Annotated in this window: 14 protein-coding genes and 1 pseudogene; 9 read left to right on the plus strand and 6 right to left on the minus strand. The window is 63.3% G+C overall.

Going from position 1 to position 19,476, the window contains the following annotated elements:
* Nucleotides 1-72: 72 nt before the first annotated feature.
* The 6 genes and pseudogenes from KJQ96_RS13825 to KJQ96_RS13850 all read right to left on the minus strand — a co-directional run bounded on the left by KJQ96_RS13825 (nt 73) and on the right by KJQ96_RS13850 (nt 8,635).
* Nucleotides 73-3,312: a bifunctional cytochrome P450/NADPH--P450 reductase gene (locus tag KJQ96_RS13825; protein WP_213287148.1), complete on the minus strand. Its 3,240-nt coding sequence runs from the start codon at nt 3,310-3,312 to the stop codon at nt 73-75.
* Nucleotides 3,313-3,520: 208 nt separating this feature from the next.
* Entirely contained in the window at nt 3,521-4,516 is a 996-nt protein-coding gene (locus KJQ96_RS13830; protein ID WP_213287149.1) for an alpha/beta fold hydrolase, read from the minus strand.
* 10 nt (nt 4,517-4,526) lie between these two features.
* Nucleotides 4,527-6,070, minus strand: a pseudogene (locus tag KJQ96_RS41365) (wax ester/triacylglycerol synthase family O-acyltransferase).
* 155 nt (nt 6,071-6,225) lie between these two features.
* Nucleotides 6,226-6,960, minus strand: coding sequence for a triacylglycerol lipase (locus tag KJQ96_RS13840; protein ID WP_235782844.1), 735 nt, complete (start codon nt 6,958-6,960; stop codon nt 6,226-6,228).
* 68 nt (nt 6,961-7,028) lie between these two features.
* Entirely contained in the window at nt 7,029-7,280 is a 252-nt protein-coding gene (locus KJQ96_RS13845) for a DUF6489 family protein (protein ID WP_065744106.1), read from the minus strand.
* Between the two features lie 101 nt (nt 7,281-7,381).
* The gene (locus tag KJQ96_RS13850; protein WP_213287150.1) at nt 7,382-8,635 is read right to left on the minus strand and encodes an FAD-binding oxidoreductase; all 1,254 of its coding nucleotides are present in this window, start codon (nt 8,633-8,635) and stop codon (nt 7,382-7,384) included.
* Nucleotides 8,636-8,832: 197 nt separating this feature from the next.
* On the opposite strand from KJQ96_RS13850, the gene KJQ96_RS13855 reads away from it, so the two are divergent.
* The 9 genes from KJQ96_RS13855 (at nt 8,833) to KJQ96_RS13895 (ending at nt 19,472) form a co-directional block, all read left to right on the plus strand.
* Nucleotides 8,833-10,422 carry an ABC transporter substrate-binding protein gene (locus KJQ96_RS13855; protein ID WP_213287151.1) on the plus strand — a complete coding sequence of 530 codons (1,590 nt, stop codon included), beginning with the start codon at nt 8,833-8,835 and terminating at the stop codon, nt 10,420-10,422.
* A 102-nt stretch (nt 10,423-10,524) separates the two neighbouring features.
* Nucleotides 10,525-11,505 (plus strand): ABC transporter permease, encoded by a 981-nt coding sequence (locus tag KJQ96_RS13860; protein WP_028350075.1) that lies wholly within the window; start codon nt 10,525-10,527, stop codon nt 11,503-11,505.
* An 11-nt stretch (nt 11,506-11,516) separates the two neighbouring features.
* On the plus strand, nt 11,517-12,488 hold the full coding sequence (locus KJQ96_RS13865) for an ABC transporter permease (protein WP_213287152.1): 972 nt from the start codon (nt 11,517-11,519) through the stop codon (nt 12,486-12,488).
* Complete coding sequence (locus KJQ96_RS13870) at nt 12,485-13,483, plus strand: ABC transporter ATP-binding protein (RefSeq protein WP_213287153.1); 999 nt, start codon at nt 12,485-12,487, stop codon at nt 13,481-13,483. Before KJQ96_RS13865 ends, KJQ96_RS13870 begins: the two co-directional genes overlap by 4 nt.
* Nucleotides 13,480-14,478 (plus strand): ABC transporter ATP-binding protein, encoded by a 999-nt coding sequence (locus KJQ96_RS13875; RefSeq protein ID WP_213287154.1) that lies wholly within the window; start codon nt 13,480-13,482, stop codon nt 14,476-14,478. Before KJQ96_RS13870 ends, KJQ96_RS13875 begins: the two co-directional genes overlap by 4 nt.
* Before the next feature lie 200 nt (nt 14,479-14,678).
* A complete protein-coding gene (locus KJQ96_RS13880; protein ID WP_213287155.1) occupies nt 14,679-16,484 on the plus strand; it encodes a gamma-glutamyltransferase family protein in 1,806 nt (601 codons plus the stop codon).
* A gap of 12 nt (nt 16,485-16,496) precedes the next feature.
* A complete protein-coding gene (locus KJQ96_RS13885) occupies nt 16,497-17,207 on the plus strand; it encodes a DUF1028 domain-containing protein (protein WP_213287156.1) in 711 nt (236 codons plus the stop codon).
* Nucleotides 17,204-18,193: an ABC transporter ATP-binding protein gene (locus tag KJQ96_RS13890; protein ID WP_213287157.1), complete on the plus strand. Its 990-nt coding sequence runs from the start codon at nt 17,204-17,206 to the stop codon at nt 18,191-18,193. Before KJQ96_RS13885 ends, KJQ96_RS13890 begins: the two co-directional genes overlap by 4 nt.
* A gap of 169 nt (nt 18,194-18,362) precedes the next feature.
* Nucleotides 18,363-19,472 (plus strand): ABC transporter ATP-binding protein, encoded by a 1,110-nt coding sequence (locus KJQ96_RS13895; protein ID WP_213287360.1) that lies wholly within the window; start codon nt 18,363-18,365, stop codon nt 19,470-19,472.
* Nucleotides 19,473-19,476: the final 4 nt, after the last annotated feature.

Here is a 19,476-nt window from a genome sequence, read left to right on the forward strand (position 1 = left end):
TTCCATGCCGTCGCAATCGGATGGACCCTCAGAAATGTGTGCATGCCCTAGTGCGTTCGCAGGGACGACGGTTTACCCGCCCGCCCAGACGTCCAGCACGTAGCGGTTCTTGGTGCCGAGATCGTCGATCCAGCGCAGGCCGGCATCGGCGTCGGCGCCGGACTTTTCGCGATAGATCGCAACCAGCGCGGCCTTGACGTCCGGCTCCATCTTGCTGCCGTCGCCGCAGACATAGACGATCGCGCCCTGCTCGATCAGGCTCCAGATGCGGTCCTTTTGCGCCGCCACCTGATGCTGCACATAGGTCTTCGGCCCGTCGGCGCGCGAGAAGGCCGTGTGAAGTTCGGTGATGCCGTCGATCGCGAAGGCCTTCAACTCCGCGGCATAGAGAAAATCCTGTTCGGGATGGCGGCAGCCGAAGAACAGCATCGCCGGGCCGAGCTTTGCGCCCTGCGCCTTGCGATGCGCACGCTCCTGCAGGAAGCCACGGAACGGCGCCAGCCCCGTACCAGGACCGATCATGATCACGGGTTGGGCCGGATCGTCCGGCAGCCGGAAGCCGGCCTTGGTCACGCGTATGGTGGCATGCACGGTATCGCCGACACGGCGGCCGGAGAGATAGTTCGAGCAGACGCCTTTGTAGACGCCGCGGCCGGAACTTGCGGGCGCTTCGACGACGGCGACGGTGACGCTGCAGCGCGCAGAATCGGTCGAAGGTGACGATGAGATCGAATAATAGCGCGGTGCCAACAGCGATAGCATTTCCAGATAGGCGTGGAACGGCAGTTCGCAGGCCGGATGCTCTTCCAAGAGATCGAACACCGACTTGCGCTTGGCCAAGACGTCCGATCGGTAATGCTCGGTGGAAACATCGTCGTCGCCGACATAGGCCAGCAGCTTCGGCTTGGTGACGGGACAGCGCGTGTGCTCCGACATGATCTGGATCTGCTTGCGGGTCGCGATCTGCTGCAACTCGACAAACTCGGTCAACAACCGCCCGACCGACACGGCATCGCCGACCGGCAATTGCGCGCGGCGGCCCTCCGCGACGTGCAGCCGGATCTGGTCGGCGGGCAGAAAACCGAAGCGGCGCGCGACGGAATCGACCAACGCCGGATCGTTGCGCGGCACCACGCTGAGGTGGTCACCGACGCGGTAGGCGATGCCGGGCGGCAATTCCACCTCGATGTGGCGGGTCGAGCGGTCGGAAGGACTGGCGCCGGCCTTGTTCTGCAGTTCAGAATTGACCAGCACCTTCATCGGCGCGACGCCGCCCTGCGCCACGATGGTGTGAACGGCCGATGGCGCCACCGGCTCGATCGAATAAAGCGGCGCGTCGTCGGCGCTGCGGGCGAAGCCGGAATCGACGCCCAGCTCCTTCATGGCCGCGGGTGCTGCCGCCGCAAACCATTTTTGGAACTGGCCGTCGAGATCGCTGCGGGCGTCGCCCTCGCCGCGGCCGTAGAGGCTGCGCGCACCGTGCGCCGCCAACTGCTCGTCGATCATGCGCGGCACGGATTGATAGGTCGCGGCCCAGTCGCTGTTGCCGCAGCCGAACACGGCATATCGCACCTTGGCGAATGCGTCCTTTGGCAGGCCGCTGTCCAGCCATTTGACGAACTGCGTTGCGTTATCTGGGGCGGCGCCATTGTAGGAAGCGCAAAAGATCATCAGCGCGCCCTGCTCCGGCAGTTTGCCGACGTAATCGTCGAGCGCGCCGAGTTTTGTCGCGAAGCCGTTGACCTCGGCGAGGTCAGCCACCCGCGTCGCCAGCTCTTCCGCGGTACCGAGGTTTGAACCATAGAGCACCAATAGCGGCGTGTTGTGGCCCGGACGGGTCCGCGCCGGTGGCACCGCCGCGCTTGAGGCAGCGGCCGCGATAGCGGTGCGGCCGGCAAACGCGCCACGGTCCTTGTCCGCGCGCGGACGCACCTTGATTTTGAAACCGTCCGGCTTGACCGTCAGCGTTTCCTTCAGGTGCATCTGGTAGCGGTGCACATCGATCAGCTTGAAGCGCTGCAGGATCATGCCGATCGCCAGCGCCGCCTCGTGCATCGCAAAGCCGCGACCGATGCAGGCGCGCTGGCCGTTGCCGAATGGTTTCCAGGCATTGATCGGACGCGTGGCCTCGGCCTCGCGGCTGAAATTCTCAGGATCGAAGACGTCCGGGTTCGGACCCCAGACGCTGGGGTCGCGGTGCAGCGCCATCACCAAAACGGTGATGAACGTATTCTTCTTCAGCTTGTACTTGCCGCCGCTGATGGCCTCGTCCTGAAGCGGCGTGATGCCGTAGGCCGGCGCCGGCGGCCACATCCGCAGCGCTTCCTTCAACACTTGCGTGATATAAGTGAGCTGCGTGACCTGCTGATAAGTCGGCCTGGCGTTGATATCGGGCCCGAGCACCCGGTCGACTTCCTCATAGGCCTTCCTCAGCACCTCGGGATGCTTGAGTAGCGCGTAGATGGTGCACGAGAGAAGTCCGCTGGTGGTCTCGTGGCCCGCAATCAGGAAAGTGTTGATCTGGTAGCGGATGTTGATGTCGTCGAGCTGCTCGCCGGTCGAGCGGTCGATGCCGGTCATCATCGCGCCCAGCATGTCCTTCTTGCCTTCGGCGGCTTCCGCATTGTCGCGGCGCTCAGCGATGATCTCGTCCACCATCTTGTTCATGAAGGCGACGTCCTGGGCGAGCGTCTTGCGCCGCTTCTGCATCCACAGATTTTCCAGCGGCAGGCCGCGGGTCATCATGATGGTCTCGAGCGAGCGCACCAGCGACTCCACGAACGGGTGATAGTCGCGGCGGTAGAATGAATTGAAGCGGTAGTCGAAGCCGCAGAGACCAATCGTATCGAGCGTCAGCGCCGTCATATCGTGTACGACGTCGATCTCCTCGTCGGCGTTGAGCCGCTCCCATTTCTTCACGAGCTGCTCCGCGATATCGACCATGCTCGCGTGATAGGATTGCATCGCGCGGTTGCCGAACGGCTGCAGCAGGATGTTGTGCGCCTTGCTCCAGTTCGGCTCTGTCGTGTCGGCGGTGAACAGCCCGTCACCGCCGACGGCGCGGACGCGGCGCAGCGAGCCGCGCACAGTCTTGTCGAAACGCTTCTCGTCGGAGAGCTCGTCGATCAGATCGTGGCCGGAGACAATCACGATCGGCGCGCCCATCATGTCGAGCCAGAAGATCGGCCCGAGCTCCTTGGACAGCTTGACCAGATGCTGCACCGGCGCGTTGGGATCCAGCGACAGCATGTTGCCGATGACGGGCTTCTTCGGCGGATGCGGGATCGGACTGAGTTTATTGCTGGACGCCATTGTCGAAGTGTCTCCCCTGCCTAATCCCATCCACGCCGTCATTCCGAGGCGATGCGAAGCCGTCTCAGCAACGTCATTCCGGGATGGTCCGAAGGACCAGACCCGGAATCTCAAGATTCTCAGGTGCGCAATTGCGCACCATAGTTCGATGCTTCGCATCGCCCCGGAATGACGGCGCGAGACGTTTCGCTCGTAGGTCGCGTCATTCTCACCCAAACCGCTTTCTGCGCCACTCGATCAGCTTGGCGCTGACCTCGTCCGGCTTTTCCTGCTGCGTCCAATGGCCACTGTCGCGCACGAGATACTTCTCGAGGTCCGGCACCAGCTTTTCCATGCCCTCGGTGGCCGACGGCGGCAGCACCGCGTCGTTCTCGGCCATGATCATCAGCGACGGTACGCGGACGGTATGGTCGAGCCCTTCCGAGCGCTGCCAGTTGCGGGAAAAATTGCGGTACCAGTTGATGCCGCCGGTGAAGCCGGTCTTGGTGAAAGTATCGACGAACACCTGCTTTTCTTCCGCCGACAGGATCGGCGTGCGCGGATCGTGCTTGGCATCGTAATTCGCGATCATCTGTGGAAACGCCAGGTTGAGTCGCGCTGATGCGCCGACACCCGCAATCGGCTGCTCCTCCGGCGTACCCGGGGGCCGCGCCACCGGCTTGCGCATGAACGCGTCAAAGGTCTGCTCGACCCGGCTGCCGAAAATCCTGTCAGGCTCGCGGCCGGGGTCCTGGAATTGCACGATGTACATCTTGTCGCCGAAGCGCTGCCGAAACAGCTCGATTGGATCGGCCGGCATGCGATCCCAATGCGGGGTGTTGACGCCAACGACGCCGGCGACGCGATTAAGATGACGCAGTGGCATCTGCCAGACGACGAAGCCGCCCCAGTCGTGGCCGACGAAGATCGCCTTGTCAATTTGGAGATGATCGAGCAGACCGACGAGATCGCCGGTCAGATGCTCCATGTCGTAGTCCTCGACCGGCTCGGGGCGGTCGGTCGCGCCATAGCCGCGCTGATCCGGCGCAATCACCCGGATGCCGGCCTCGCTCAGCGCCTTGATCTGGTGCCGCCAGGAGAACGCGATCTCCGGCCAGCCGTGACATAGAACGAGCGGCGGCTTGTCGGACTTCGGCCCCGCCTCGTAATAGCCCAAGCGAATACCGTTCACCTCGGCGAATTGCAGCGGCGGCATTTCAATCATGGCAGGCCCCCTATTCAGCGGCGCGGGTCATGCTCGGCGGCGGCGCGAACGCCGCCTCCAGCGCTTCAAATTCGACCGGAAGCATGTCGCAGAGAATCTGGACATGCGGAATGATGTTGGCGCCGGCGATGAAACCGAAATCGAGCTGGTCGCGATAGCTCTGCACGGTGATGTTGAGCGCGATGCCATGCGTCGAGATCGACACCGGGAAGATGTGCAGCAGCTCGGCGCCGGCAGCATACAGCGTCTGCCGCGGGCCAGGCACGTTTGATACGGTGATGTTGGCCGCCGGTGGCAGCACGTCGGAGAGGTTGGAGCGGCTGTAGAGCAACGCAAGAATCTGGGTCACGATCGGCGCGCCCAGCATCGAAAGGTTGGAGACTTGCGGCATCAGCGCCCGCAGCGGATGCGACATCTCCTTCGACTTGGTGGATTGCGCGATGATGGTTTCCAGCCGCGTCTTGGGATCGCCGACATTGGTGGCGATCGCGCAGATCATGCCGAACACCTGGTTGTTGGCATCGGCGTTGCCCTCCTCGCGCAGCGAGATCGGCACCGCTGCGGTCAGCGATTTGCTGGGCAGCGCGCCCTGGCTGATCAGGTAGCGGCGCACCACGCCTGAAGACAGCGCCAGCACGACGTCGTTGAGCTTGCCGCCGGACGTCTTTGCCAGCGCCTTGGCGCGCGACAGCGAGATCGAGGTGCCGGCGAAGCTGCGCTCTGACGAGATCGTCTTGTTGAGGATGGTCGGCGGCGAGGCCATGCTGGCCAGACTATCGCGCGACTTCGGATCCGAAACCTTGCCCACCACATCTGACACACTCTTGAGCATCGTCGGAATGCTGCTGGCGATTTCACCGCACTCTCGATCTGGAACATGGCGTTGTCGAACAGGATCGATCCGAGATCGCTTTTTCCCGAGCGCGGCAGCTCGAGACTCTTTGGCGCCGCCTTCGGGTCGAACGGCTGGGTCCAGAGCTGCTGGTAGGAATCGATCAGGTTGGCGGCGATGTCGCGCGGCTCCGGTGCCACCTTGCGCGCGGTGGGCGGATCGACCTGGCGCGGCACCGGCGTGATGTCGTAGATCATGCTGGTGAGCGCGGCCCCGGCGCCGCCGTCGATGCAGGCATGGTGCATCTTGGAGTAAAGCCCGATCTCGTTGTCCTTCATGCCTTCGAAGACATAGAACTCCCAGAGCGGGCGGGCGCGGTTGAGCAATTTGGCATGCATCCAGCCGACGATGCGCTCCAGCGTCGCGCGATCGCGCGGCGCCGGCAGGCTGGCGCGGAAGATGTGGCGGTCGATGTCGAACTGGTCGTCCTCGACCCAGGACGGATGATCGATGTCGAGTGGCGCCTTCTCCAGGCGGGCTTTCAGGATCGGCGCGATGTGCAGCCGCGAGGCGATCATCGCCCTGAACTCTTCGAAGAAGTCGCCCTTGTAGCCTTCGGGCAGGCGGAAGATCGCCATGCTGCCGACATGCATCGGCATTTCCGGGGTTTCCAGATACAGAAACGACGCGTCCAGCGAAGACAGCTTCTTGGCGTCCGCCATATTTTCCTCCCGCAGTAGAAAACGCGGCGCCTTGGCGGCGCTTCTGGCGTCTGGAATGTCTTTGTTATTGGAGCATATCCGAAAACCGGCAGCCATCCCGCATCAATTGCAGAACGGTATCTTTCGCGATCATGCCCTTAGCTCAGGGCGTGGATTCAGGATTGTGCATTTTCGGGGGGCCCATAGGCAATGGCAAATGGCCCTGATCGATCAAAATGCTTAAACTCGCCTTCCGCCTGCGCCAGGCGGTCGGCTACTGCCCACAATGCTGCGGGGTTGACGCCAAGCCCGATATGGCTGGCGAGGTGGACCTCGATGTTTTCGGCGGTTGCGGAGGGACGCAACAGGCTGGTGTGCCAGTTCACGATGCCGTCGGTCCGCGAATAGATCGAGGTCGCCGGCACCGGCAGGTCACCGGCAATGGCCAAGCGGATTTCCGGATTGTCGTCGACAGTTTCCCCCGACAGCACCTCATAGAGCCGCGTGGCGTTGGTCGCGCGTATATCGCTGGCAAACGGGCTGCCCAGCGTGATCACCGAGCGCACCATGTCCGGCATCTGCAGTGCGAGATCGCGCGCATAGACGCCGCCGAGGCTCCAGCCGACGAGACTGACCTTGCGGCCTGTGGCTTCATAGATGCGCCTCAGGAGAGCTTGCAGTGCCCCGCGCTTGGAAGCGATGCCGCCGAAATTGCGGCCCATGTCCCAGGCATAGGTGTCGTAGCCGAGTTCTTTCAGATAGCGCCGCATCGGCGCCATCGATAGATCGCTGGCGAGAAACCCCGGCAGCGCCAGCACCGGATGCCCGTCGCCCCTCGGCGCACGCAACAACAGCGGCGACAGCAACAGGCTCGAATTCAGCTCGAACAGCGCCCGCGTCTCGGCCAGCATCAGAAACAAGCTTGGCGGCCGAAGCCGCTGCTCCTCTGTTGCCGCGCCGCTTTCCGCGATGGCCACTCTCACTTGTCCTTCTTGGCCATGCCGCCGAGCCCGGCCATGGTCACGAACATATCCTGGAATCGCTCGGCGATCTTGGGATCGAACGTGAACCAACTCTGGATCAGCGATTCCGGCGACACCTTTTCGATGTTGGCCATCACCTGCTGCTGCATCTTGTCCATCACGGCGGTCTGCATCGGCGAGACGTCTGGCAATCCGAAGAACTGCCTGGCCTCCAGCGGCGTGCAATCGATTTCGACATTAACTTTCATGACCGCTCCTTATCGCGCTGCCCTTGCTGCAGTATCGACACGACGGACCGAGTCATGCAAGGACCAGCGCCGGTCCCCATTCCCTTCAATTCCCGATATGGTCAACCAAAGCGTTCGATCGCAAACGGCCTGACATCGGCAAACGGCGTCTCGCCGGTCATCATTTCGGCCAGCAGGCGGCCGGTCGCGGGTCCGAGCGTCAGGCCGTGGTGCTGGTGGCCGAAATCGAACCACAGCCCGCAATGGCGGGGTGCCTTGCCGATCACCGGCAGCATATCCGGCAGGCAGGGCCGCGCCCCCATCCAGGGCTTGGTGTCGACCGGCTCGCCGAGCGGGAACAGTCGGTGCGCCCGCGGCAGGGCCCGGTCGACCTGGATCGGCGTTGGTGGTGCATCGCGGTGGGCAAACTCGGCGCCGGTCGTGAGCCGAATGCCGCGGTTCATCGGCGCCAGGAGATAGCCGAGATCGGTGTCCAGCACGGGATGATTCAAGACCGCATTGCCGCGCGGCTTGAGATGCAAATGGTAACCACGCTTGACCTGAAGCGGGATCGAATAGCCGAGCGGGGCGAGGATCTGGTCGGACCACGGCCCCATCGCCACCACCACCTCGCGCGCCGCAATAGTGCCTTCCAGCGTCGCCACCCGCCACCGTCCGCTCGACTGTTCGAGCGTTCGGGCGTCGCCGACCAGGTAACGCCCGCCCTTGCGGCCGAACAGCGCCGCATAGGCCTTGGCCAGCCCACCGGGATCGGGCACAAATCCCGGCGCGGGAAAATGGATCGCGCCGCTGAAATCGCCGCTCAGGTGCGGCTCGCGCGCTGATATCGCAGGCCGATCCAGCACCTCGCCGGCGACGCCATGCTCCCCGGCGCGCTTGAGATCCTGCACTGCAGTCGCAAGGGTTGCCTCGGAACGAAACAGCTTGATCCAGCCGGTCCGCCGCAACAGCTCCGGCACATTGGCTTCCGCAATCAGCGCCTCATGCTCGATCAGGCTGCGCTGGATCAACGGCAATTCGGCCATTGCGCTGTGCAGTGCACGCTCCGGTGAAGAGGCGAGGAAATAGCGTGTCAGCCACGGCAGGAAGACCGGCAGATCCCTGAAGTGATAATGCACCTGCGGCGCACGAAGAAACGCGTAGCGCAGGATTTGGCCCACGTCCCGCGGAAACATGTAGGGAAAGACCGAAGCGCATTCGATCAGCCCTCCATTGCCGTAACTGGTTTCCTCGCCGGCTGTATCATGACGGTCGATCAGAACCACGTTCCGGCCGCGTTTTTGCAGGTGCAAAGCGGCGCTGACGCCGACCATGCCCGCACCTAGGACGAGAACGTCGGCCTTCAGTTCCGCCATCCGGCACTCCAAAAGTTTAAAGTTTAATGTCACGTGCTCGCGTGCACGTCTTAAGGTGCAAAATAGACTTTGCCGCACCGCCGCGCAAACCGGCACGCAGTGCGGGATAATGAAGCTTGCGCGGTGGCTGGACTCTGGCAACATGGCTCGGCAATATCCGGCGGAAATTGCTGACCAAAAGCGGGGAAATCGAACAAATGTCGGTACGTCAGACTTTGCTTGCAGCGGCCACGGCTTCCATCCTGGCAATGGCGCCGGCATCGGCCCAGACCCTGCGCTATGCCAACCAGGGCGACCTTAAGTCGCTCGACCCCTATACACTGAACGAAACCACCACCCACGCCCATCTCGGCCATGCCTATGAGGGGCTGATCGCTCGCGACAAGGACCTGAAAATCGTCCCCGCCCTGGCGGAAAGCTGGGAAACCCCAGAACCGACCCGTTGGCGCTTTCATCTACGCAAGGGCGTCAAATTCCACAACGGCGACCCCTTCACTGCCGACGATGTCGTTTTCTCGGCAGAGCGCGTTCGTGCCAAGGGCTCGAACCTTCCCACCCGCATTCCGTCCGATGCCAAGGTCGTCAAGGTCGACGATTACACCGTGGATTTCATCCTGACCTCGCCCAATCCCATTCTGCATTCGCAATGGGATACTTGGTACATCATGGACAAGAAATGGGCCGAGGCGAACAACTCGATCGCCCCGACTCCAGTGGCGGCAACTTCGCCGAGTTTTGCCTCGCTTAACGCTAATGGCACCGGTCCCTTCATCATCGAGAGCCATCAGCCCGGGGTGAAAACGGTGTTCAAGCCAAATCCGAACTGGTGGCGCGAGCCCGAGCACAATCTGAAAGAGATCGTCTTCACGCCGATCGGCTCCGCCGCCACGCGCGTAGCCGCCCTGCTGTCGGGCGAAGTCGACGTCATCGAGCCGGTTCCGATCCAGGATATCACACGCGTGGATTCCAGCCCGAACGCCCAGGTGCTGAAGGGACCGGAACTTCGCACCATCTTTCTCGGGATGGACACGCTTCGCGATGAATTGCTGTATTCCAACATCAAGGGCAAGAACCCCTTCAAGGACGTTCGCGTTCGCGAGGCCTTCTACAAGGCAATCGATGTCGAGCTGATCAAGACCCGGGTGATGCGCGGACTTTCCACGCCATCGGCGCTGATGATCGCACCGCAATTATTTGCGCTGTCAAAGGATTTCACGCGGCCGAAAGCCGATCCGGATGCGGCCAAGAAGCTGCTGGCGGAGGCTGGCTACCCCGACGGTTTCGAAGTCACCCTGGATTGCCCCAACGACCGTTACGTCAATGACGCCCCGATCTGCCAGGCGGTGGTCAGCATGCTGGCCAGGATCGGCGTCAAGGTTGACCTCCTCGCGCAACCCAAGGCGCAGTACTTCGCCAAGGTTCTCAAGGCGGGCGGCTATCAGACGTCGTTCTTTCTGTTGGGCTGGACTCCCGGAACTCTCGATTCCCATAACGTGCTCTACGACGTTATCGGCTGTCGCGACGATCCCAAGAGTTCGCGCGGAGAGAACAATCTCAGCGGGTATTGCAACAAGGAAATCGACGCCCTCACCGACAAGATATTGCAGGAAGCCGACACCACCAAGCGCGATCAGCTGATCAAGCGCGCTTACCAGATCCTCGACAAGGATTTCGGTTATATCCCGCTGCATCAGCAGGCGCTGGCCTGGGGTGTGTCGAAAAAGGTGAAGCTGACGCAGCGCGCCGACAATCAGGTTCTGCTGTACTGGGCGACCAAACAGGACTAGTCGGGCGTCAAACGAGGTCCCGGCGGCTTGGTGCTTCCGGGACTTTTCGTTTCCAGGCGACTGCGACGTCCGCCGCCGCACCAAGAGCAGTGAAAGGAATACATGCTCGCTTTCACTCTTCGCCGCGCAATCCAGGCCATCGGCGTCATGATCGCGGTCGGCGTCATTGCGTTCTCGATGTTCCGTTTCGCCGGCGATCCCGTCAACCAGATCGTCTCATTGGACACGCCGGCCGCCGAACGCGAGGCGGTCCGCAAGTCGCTCGGGCTCGACGATCCCGTGCCGGTGCAATTCGCACGCTATTTCGCCAATGCCGCGCAATTCAAGTTCGGGGTCTCCTATCAGTTCCGTCAGCCGGTTTCGAACCTGTTGATGGAACGAATGCCGGCGACGCTGGAGCTTGCCGCCTGCGCCACCGTTCTCGCCATGGTGTTCGGCATCCTGATGGGGGTCTATTCGGCGCTGCGGCGCGATACGATTCTGACAAAGTTCTTCCAGGCGGTGTCGCTGATCGGAATCTCGCTGCCGACCTTCCTGATCGGCATCCTTCTGATCTATCTGTTTTCGGTGACGCTGGGCTGGCTGCCTTCATTCGGCCGCGGCGAGGTGGTGCGGATCGGCTGGTGGACCACCGGCCTGCTTACGCTTTCCGGCCTGAAGGCGCTGATCATGCCATCGATTACGCTTGGCCTGTTCCAGATGACCCTGATCATGCGGCTGGTGCGCGCTGAAATGCTCGAAGTGCTCCGCACCGACTACATCCGCTTCGCCCGCGCCCGCGGCCTGACCACGCGCGCGATCCATTTCGGCCACGCGCTGAAGAACACGCTGGTTCCCGTCATCACCGTCGCCGGGCTGCAGTTTGGCTCGGTAATTGCATTTGCCATCATCACCGAAACCGTCTTCCAGTGGCCGGGCATGGGATTGTTGTTCGTGCAGGCCGTGCAAAATGTCGATATCCCGATCATGGCCGCCTACCTGCTGATGGTGTCGCTGATCTTCGTTACCATCAATCTGGTGGTCGATATCCTCTACACCGTCGTCGATCCGCGCCTGCGCTCGACCATCCGCCGTCCGGCATAAGCGAGACCGATATGTCTGACGCCGTAGTACCACACCGAGTAGAGTCGAGCCCGCAGCGGGCGCGCCCTAACGCGAGCTGGCTGAACCGCGTGCTCGACAGCGACATCTTTTACTCGTTCCGCCGCTCCCGAATGACGATGGTGGCGGCGGCGGTAACGGTCCTGTTCTTCCTGCTGGCGATCTTTGCATCGCAACTCGCCGTGCAAAACCCGTTCGATCCCGCGCAGTTGCAATTGATGAATTCGCGGATCTCGCCGCTGTGGACCGCTGAGGGCCAAAGCCCGTTCCTCCTCGGCACCGATGAACAGGGCCGCGATGTTTTCTCCGCCATCCTCTACGGCCTGCGGATTTCGCTCGTCGTCGGCGTGCTCGGCGTCATCTTCGCCGGCACGCTCGGCATCACACTTGGGCTCATCGCAGGCTATGTCGGTGGCGCGGTCGACGGACTGATCATGCGCATCGCCGACGTGCAGCTCACCTTCCCGGCCATTCTGATCGCGCTATTGGTCAACGGCGTCGCCAAATCGGTGTTCAACAACCGGCTCGACGCCGTGAGCACGCTGGCAGTCTTGGTGGTTGCGATCGGCCTCAGTTTCTGGGTGCAATACGCCCGCACGGTGCGCGGCTCAGTCATGGTCGAGAAGAACAAGGACTATGTCGCGGCCGCGCAACTGATCGGCCTTCCCGCGCCGAAGATCATGCTGCGCCACGTGCTGCCCAACACGATGGGTCCGATCCTGGTGATTGCGACCATTAACCTCGCGCTTGCCATCATCACCGAGGCGACGCTGTCGTTCCTGGGCGCCGGCATGCCCGACACCATGCCCTCGCTCGGCACCCTGATCCGGATCGGCAACAACTATCTGTTTGCCGGCGAATGGTGGATTGTCGCCTTTCCTGGCATCGCGCTGGCGGGGCTGATCCTTGCCATCAACCTGCTCGGCGACTGGCTGCGCGACGCGCTCAATCCAAAACTCCGATGACCGTTCCCGTCCTCTCCGTGCGTAATCTCGAGGTGGAATTCCTCACCCGCCGCAGCACGTTGCGCGCGATCAACGGCGTTTCCTTCGACATCGCCAAGGGCGAAGTGCTCGGTGTGGTCGGCGAATCCGGCGCCGGCAAATCGGTCACGGGACTGGCCGTGATCGGACTGATCGATCCTCCCGGCCGCATTTCGGGCGGCGAGATCTATCTGTCGGGAACGCGGATCGATCACCTGCCACTGGAAGAAATCCGCCGTATCCGGGGCAAACGTATCGGGATGATCTTTCAGGATCCGCTGACAAGCCTCAATCCGCTCTACCGGATCGGCGACCAGATCGTCGAGACGATTCGAACCCACTTGAATCTGTCGGAGACCGCTGCGCGCAAGCGTGCCATCGATCTCTTGGCCGAAGTCGGCATCCCCGCGCCGGACAAACGCATCGACGCCTATCCGCACGAGTTCTCCGGCGGCATGCGCCAACGCGTCGTGATTGCGCTGGCGATCTGCGCCGAGCCGGAACTGATCATCGCCGACGAGCCGACCACCGCGCTCGACGTCTCCGTGCAGGCGCAGATCATCTCGCTGATCAAGCGCCTTGGGCGAGACCACGGCACCGCGGTGATGCTGGTCACCCACGATATGGGCGTGATCGCCGAGACTTCCGACCGGGTCGCGGTGATGTATTCGGGCCGGATCGCCGAGATCGGCCCGGTGCAGGATGTGGTGCAGAACCCGCTGCACCCCTACGCCAAGGGCCTGATGGGCGCGATCCCGACGCTCGCCGGCGAAGACAAGCGGCTGGTGCAGATACCAGGTTCGATGCCGCGGCTGTCGGCCATCCCGCCAGGCTGCCCATTCAATCCGCGCTGCGCCTTTGTGTTCGACCGCTGCCGCGTCGACCGGCCGGAGCCGCTCAAGCACGGCTCGCACGCCGTGGCCTGCCATCTCTTCGACACCGCGCCCCATGAAGCGGCGAAGGAGACCGTGGCATGAGCCCGCCCTTTGTCGATGTGAGGAATTTGCGCCGTGTGTTCGACGTCTCGAAGCCGTGGCTCAACCGCGTGCTGGAAGGCGGCCGTCCGGAATTCCTGAAAGCCGTCGATGGCGTGACGTTCGACATCAGGAAAGGCGAGACTTTTGCTCTCGTCGGGGAATCCGGCTCGGGAAAGACCACCGTGGCGCGGATGGTGGTAGGGTTGCTGCCGCCGAGTTCGGGCGAAGTGATCATCGATGGCGTGTCGATGACAAGTGCCAGACAGGCGCAGGCGCGGCAGCGGCTGCGCCGCCGGATCCAGATGATTTTTCAGGACCCCTACGCGAGCCTCAATCCCCGCTTCCGGGTCGATGCCATCGTCTCCGAGCCGATCCGCGCCTTCGACCTGATCCAGGGCGAGCGTGATATCCGCCTGCGCGTCGGCGAATTGTTGAATCTCGTGGGCCTGCATCCCGACGATGGCCTGAAATATCCGCATGAATTCTCCGGCGGCCAGCGCCAGCGCATCGCGATTGCGCGCGCGTTAGCGTCAGATGCCGAATTTATTGTTTGCGACGAGCCGACCTCGGCGCTCGATGTCTCCGTGCAGGCGCAGATCCTCAATCTGATGCGTGACCTGCAGGACAAATTCGGCCTCACCTATCTCCTCATCAGCCATAACCTCGCCGTGGTCCGCCATATGGCGACGCGCATCGGCGTGATGTATCTCGGTCGCATTGTTGAAATCGCCGAGGGCCGCGAATTGTTCGCCAATCCGCGGATGCCCTACACCAAAATGCTGCTCGGCGCGGTTCCTGATCTCGCGATGTCCGGTCGGCAGCGGATTCCGGTCAAGGGCGAAATCCCGAATCCGATCGATCCGCCGCCCGGCTGCTCCTTCAACCCGCGCTGCCCGCTCGCCTTCGATCTGTGCCGGCGGCAAACGCCCGAGCTGATCAACGGGGTTGCCTGCCACGCCGTCAACCAACCGGTTGAGGCCACAGCTTTGGTATGATCACGGAGATGGGTGCCATACGTGGCATTCCAGCGGTTGGCATCCAGCCTCGCCTGTGGTCAAGTGCGCGCGCTAGAGCATGCTTCAACTGAGTTGAAGCATGCTCGTCGATCATCTTCTTGTTTGAGCGTGATCTTTTCGGAAAACCGGTGTCCACTTTCCGGATCATGCTCTAGGATACCAGCACCGCATTGGATCCCATGAGCAACATCAATCCCGATCCGTTCACCACAAGGCCGGAAATCGAAGGCACCTTTGGCGTCGTCACCTCGACCCACTGGATCGCGACAGCCGTCGGGATGAGCATCCTGGAAAAGGGCGGCAACGCATTCGATGCCGGCGTTGCCACGGCCTTCACGCTGCAGGTGGTGGAGCCGCATCTGAACGGTCCCGGCGGCGACGTGCCGATCATCGTGCATGATACCAGGCGCGGCCGCACCGAGGTGATCTGCGGCCAGGGTCCGGCGCCTGCGAAGGCAACCATTGCGCACTACAAGAGCGAAGGGCTGGAGATGGTACCCGGCACCGGGCTCCTCGCGGCGTGCGTGCCCGGCACGTTCGAATCCTGGATGCTGCTCTTGCGCGACTACGGCACGATGCGGCTGCGCGACGTGCTGGAGCCCGCGATTGCGTACGCCCGCGACGGCTACCCGCTGGTCGAGCGCGCTTCCGCAACGATCCAGGTCGTCGAGCAGTTGTTCAGGAAGCACTGGACGACATCGGCGGCGGTCTACCTGCCGAACAACGAAGTGCCAAAACCCGGCACGCTGTTCACCAACAAGCAGCTCTCCGAAACCTACGCCCGCATCCTCAAAGAGGCGGAAAGCGCGGGCGGTGATCGCGTCGCACAGATCGAGCTCGCGCGAAAGTCCTGGTCGCAGGGTTTTGTGGCGGAAGCGATCGACAAGTTCTGCCGCACCCAGGACGTGATGGACGTCAGCGGCTCACCGCATCGCGGCGTGCTAAGTGCCGACGACATGGCGCGCTGGCAGCCGACCGTCGAGGCGCCGCTGACCTATGATTACGGCCGCTACACCGTCTGCAAGCCGGGCGTCTGGAGCCAGGGCCCGGTAATGCTGCAGCAACTCGCGCTGCTCAAGGGGTTTGAGCTCGACGGGCTCGATCCTGCCGGGCCCGACTTCATCCATCTGCAGATCGAATGCGCGAAACTCGCCTTCGCCGATCGCGAGAAGTTTTATGGCGACCCGAAATTCACCGACATCCCGATCGCGACGCTGTTGTCGGACGGCTACAATGACGAGCGCCGCAAGCTGATCTCTGGGGATGAGGCCTCGCTCGATTTCATCCCGGGATCGGTCGAAGGTTTTGGGTCGATCGTCAAGCTGCGCCGTGCGGAAGGCCATCGCGAGGCGGTCGGTGCCATGGGCGCGGGCGAGCCGACCGTTGGCCGGTTCGGCGAGGTACGCGGCGACACCGTGCATTTCGACATCATCGACCAGGCCGGCAACATGGTCTCGGCGACGCCGTCCGGCGGCTGGCTGCAATCCTCGCCGGTCATTCCCGAACTCGGCTTCTGTCTTGGCAGCCGCGCGCAGATGTTCTGGCTGGAGGAAGATCACCCGGCAGCACTTGCGCCCGGCAAACGGCCGCGCACCACGCTCTCGCCCACCATGGCGCTGCGCGACGGCGAGCCGTACATGGCCTGGGGATCACCCGGCGGCGACCAGCAGGATCAATGGACCACGCAGTTCTTCCTGCGGCATGTCCACGCCAAACTGAACCTGCAGGAAGCGATCGATGCGCCGGCCTGGCATTCCGAACATTTTCCGATCTCGTTCTGGCCGCGCACCGCGCGGCCCGGCGTGCTCGTGCTCGAAAGCCGCGTACCGAACGCGACCGTCGATACGCTGAAGAGTCGCGGCCATGTCGTCGAGATCGGTCCTGAATGGTCGGAAGGCCGCCTCACCGCGGCCTCCAAGGTCGGTCGTCGCCGCCGCGCCGCCGCCAATCCGAGGGGCATGCAGGGCTACGCGGCGGGCCGGTAGAGGCGACTTGAGATGACCTGGTCGATCATTGCCCGTGATTCCTCAACCGGCCAGATCGGCATCGCGGTCGCGACCCGATTTTTCGCCGTCGGTGCGCGCGTGCCGCATATCGCGCCCGGCATCGGCGGCATCGCGACGCAGGCGCTGGTCAATCCCTATTACGGCATCGACGGCGTGAAGCTGTTGCGCGAAGGCCGCAGCCCCCGCGAGGTGGTGGACATTCTGCTCGTTACCGACGATGGATACGAGGCCCGCCAACTTCATATCATGGATATCAAGGGCCGCATCGCAGCGCATACCGGCCGCGAATGCATCGACTGGTGTGGGCATATCCAGGGTGACGGCTTCTCCCTCGCCGGCAACATGCTGGTGGGCGCGGCCGTGCTCGATGACACAGCGAAAGCCTTTGTCGCCAATGCCAGCCTGCCCTTTGCGCAGCGGCTGATCGTAGCGATGAAGGCCGGCGAAGCCGCCGGCGGCGACAAGCGCGGCAAGCAATCGGCGGCGCTGTTGATCCATGGCGAAGAAGAATGGTCCGATCTCGACCTGCGTGTCGACGACCATACCGATCCGCTGGCCGAACTCGAACGACTGGAACAAGTGAGCCGCGAGCGCTGGGTGCATTTTCGCCCGTTCCTGCCGACGCGCAAAAATCCGGCGGGGATCACCGACCGCATGGTCATCGATGCCCGCATCGAAGCGGCGACGGCGGGCAAGGCATGACCGCGAGCCCGCTGATCGAAATCGAGGGCCTGCGCGTGGTCTTCCACGGCGATGATGGCCGCACCACGCACGCGGTCGACGGTGTCGATCTCAGCGTGGCCAACGGCGCGACGCTTGGCCTTGTCGGCGAATCCGGTTGCGGCAAGAGCGTGACCTCGCTCGCCGTCATGGGATTGTTGCCAAGGCGTTCCGCTGAGGTGTCGGGTTCGATCCGTTTCGACGGTTTTGATCTGCTCGACATTCCCGACGATACGCTGCGCGATCTGCGCGGCAATCGGCTCGCGATGATCTTTCAGGAGCCGATGACTTCGCTCAATCCGAGCTTCACCATCGGCGACCAGATCATCGAAACCATCCTGCGCCATCGCGGCGGATCGCGGCGACAGGCGCGCGAGCGCGCGATCGAACTGTTGCGGCGGGTGCACATCCCCTCGCCCGAGCAACGTGTCGACGAATATCCGCACAAGCTGTCCGGCGGCATGCGCCAGCGCGTGATGATCGCGATGGCGCTGGCCTGCGACCCGCGCCTCTTGATCGCCGACGAGCCGACCACCGCGCTTGACGTCACGCTGCAGGCGCAGATCCTCGATCTGATGCGCGAGCTGAAGGCCGCCAGCGGTGCCGCGATCATCCTGATCACCCACGATCTCGGCGTCGTCGCCGAAGTCTGCGACGAGGTTGCGGTGATGTATGCCGGCGAGATCGTCGAACGCGCACCGGTCGACGAACTCTTCGCCAGCCCGCAGCATCCCTACACCGTAGGCCTGCTCGGTTCGATCCCACGGCTCGGCCGCCGTACCCAGCACCTGGCGACGATCGAAGGCATGGTGCCGAACATGGTAAACCCGCCAGCCGGCTGCCGCTTCGCTGCACGCTGTCCGTTCGTCCTTGAAGCCTGCATCGCCGCGCCGCCGCCGCTTGCGACAGTAAGCCCCGATCACGCCTCGCGCTGCATCCGCGCACCATTGGAGCGGCTGGTATCATGACTGCGCTGCTCTCCGCTCTCGTTCCCCGGGCACAGTGCAGCGCAAGCGAAGCGCAGCGGTGCACTGCTGAACCGGGGACCACCTGTAGTCCGACGCGACACGGGTCCCGGTTCTGCAGCGCACCGCCAAGAGGCGCTGCGCTGCGCCCGGGACACGTAGGATGCCGACGATGACGGCGCTGCTCGAAGTCGAAGGCCTGGTAAAGCATTTCGTCGCCACGCGGTCGGTATTCGGCCGCCCCACCGCCTACGTAAAGGCGGTCGACGGCGTCAGCTTCACGGTCGAGGCAGGCAAGACGCTGGCGCTGGTCGGCGAATCCGGTTGCGGCAAGTCCACCGTCAGCCGGCTGGTGCTGCGGCTGATCGAGGCGGATGCGGGGACCGTTCGCTTCGAGGGCCGCGACCTCGGCGCGCTCGGCGCCAACGAATTGCGCGCCTTCCGCCGCGATGCGCAGATCATTTTCCAGGACCCTTATGCGTCGCTCAACCCGCGCATGACGGTGAGCCAGATTCTAAGCGAGCCGCTGGCGCTGCACGATCTGGTGCCGGCCCGGCGCCGCCGCGAACGGGTCGAAGAGCTGTTGCGGCTAGTCGGGCTCGAGCCGCGCTTTGCCCGCCGCTACCCGCACGAATTTTCCGGCGGCCAGCGCCAGCGCATCGCGATTGCGCGGGCGCTCGCGGTAGAGCCGAAACTGATCATCTGCGACGAGCCGGTCTCCGCGCTCGACGTTTCGATCCGCTCGCAAATCCTCAATCTGCTGCGCGACCTGCAGGACCGGCTCAGCCTCGCCTACATCTTCGTCTCCCACGATCTGGCGGTCGTGAAGCACATCGCCGACCGCGTCGCCGTGATGAATCTCGGCGGCATCGTCGAGACGGCGGACGCCGAAGCGCTGTTCGCCGCGCCCCGGCATCCCTATAGCCGTGCGCTACTGTCGGCGATTCCCGTGCCCAAACCGCAGGCGCGGCGCGGCCGCATCGTGCTGGAAGGCGAGATGCCGAGCGCGCTCAATCCGCCCTCCGGCTGCCGCTTTCATACCCGCTGCCCTTATGTCATCGAGCGCTGCCGCACCGAAATTCCACCCCTGCTCGCCGACGGCACGGGACACGCGACGGCGTGTCACCGCACCGCCGAATTGCCGTCGCCCGGGGCCATCGTTCCCGCCGATGGCGGATTTTCGCCGGTGCTGGAAAAATTGGTCGCCGCCTTCAGCGGTGGCACGGAAGGTGCAAGTCGCGTCGGGGTTGATGTATCAGGGACACGGCCAAGTGCGGTGTAATCGG

The organism is Bradyrhizobium sp. sGM-13 (genome assembly GCF_018398875.1).
Lineage (GTDB): Bacteria > Pseudomonadota > Alphaproteobacteria > Rhizobiales > Xanthobacteraceae > Bradyrhizobium.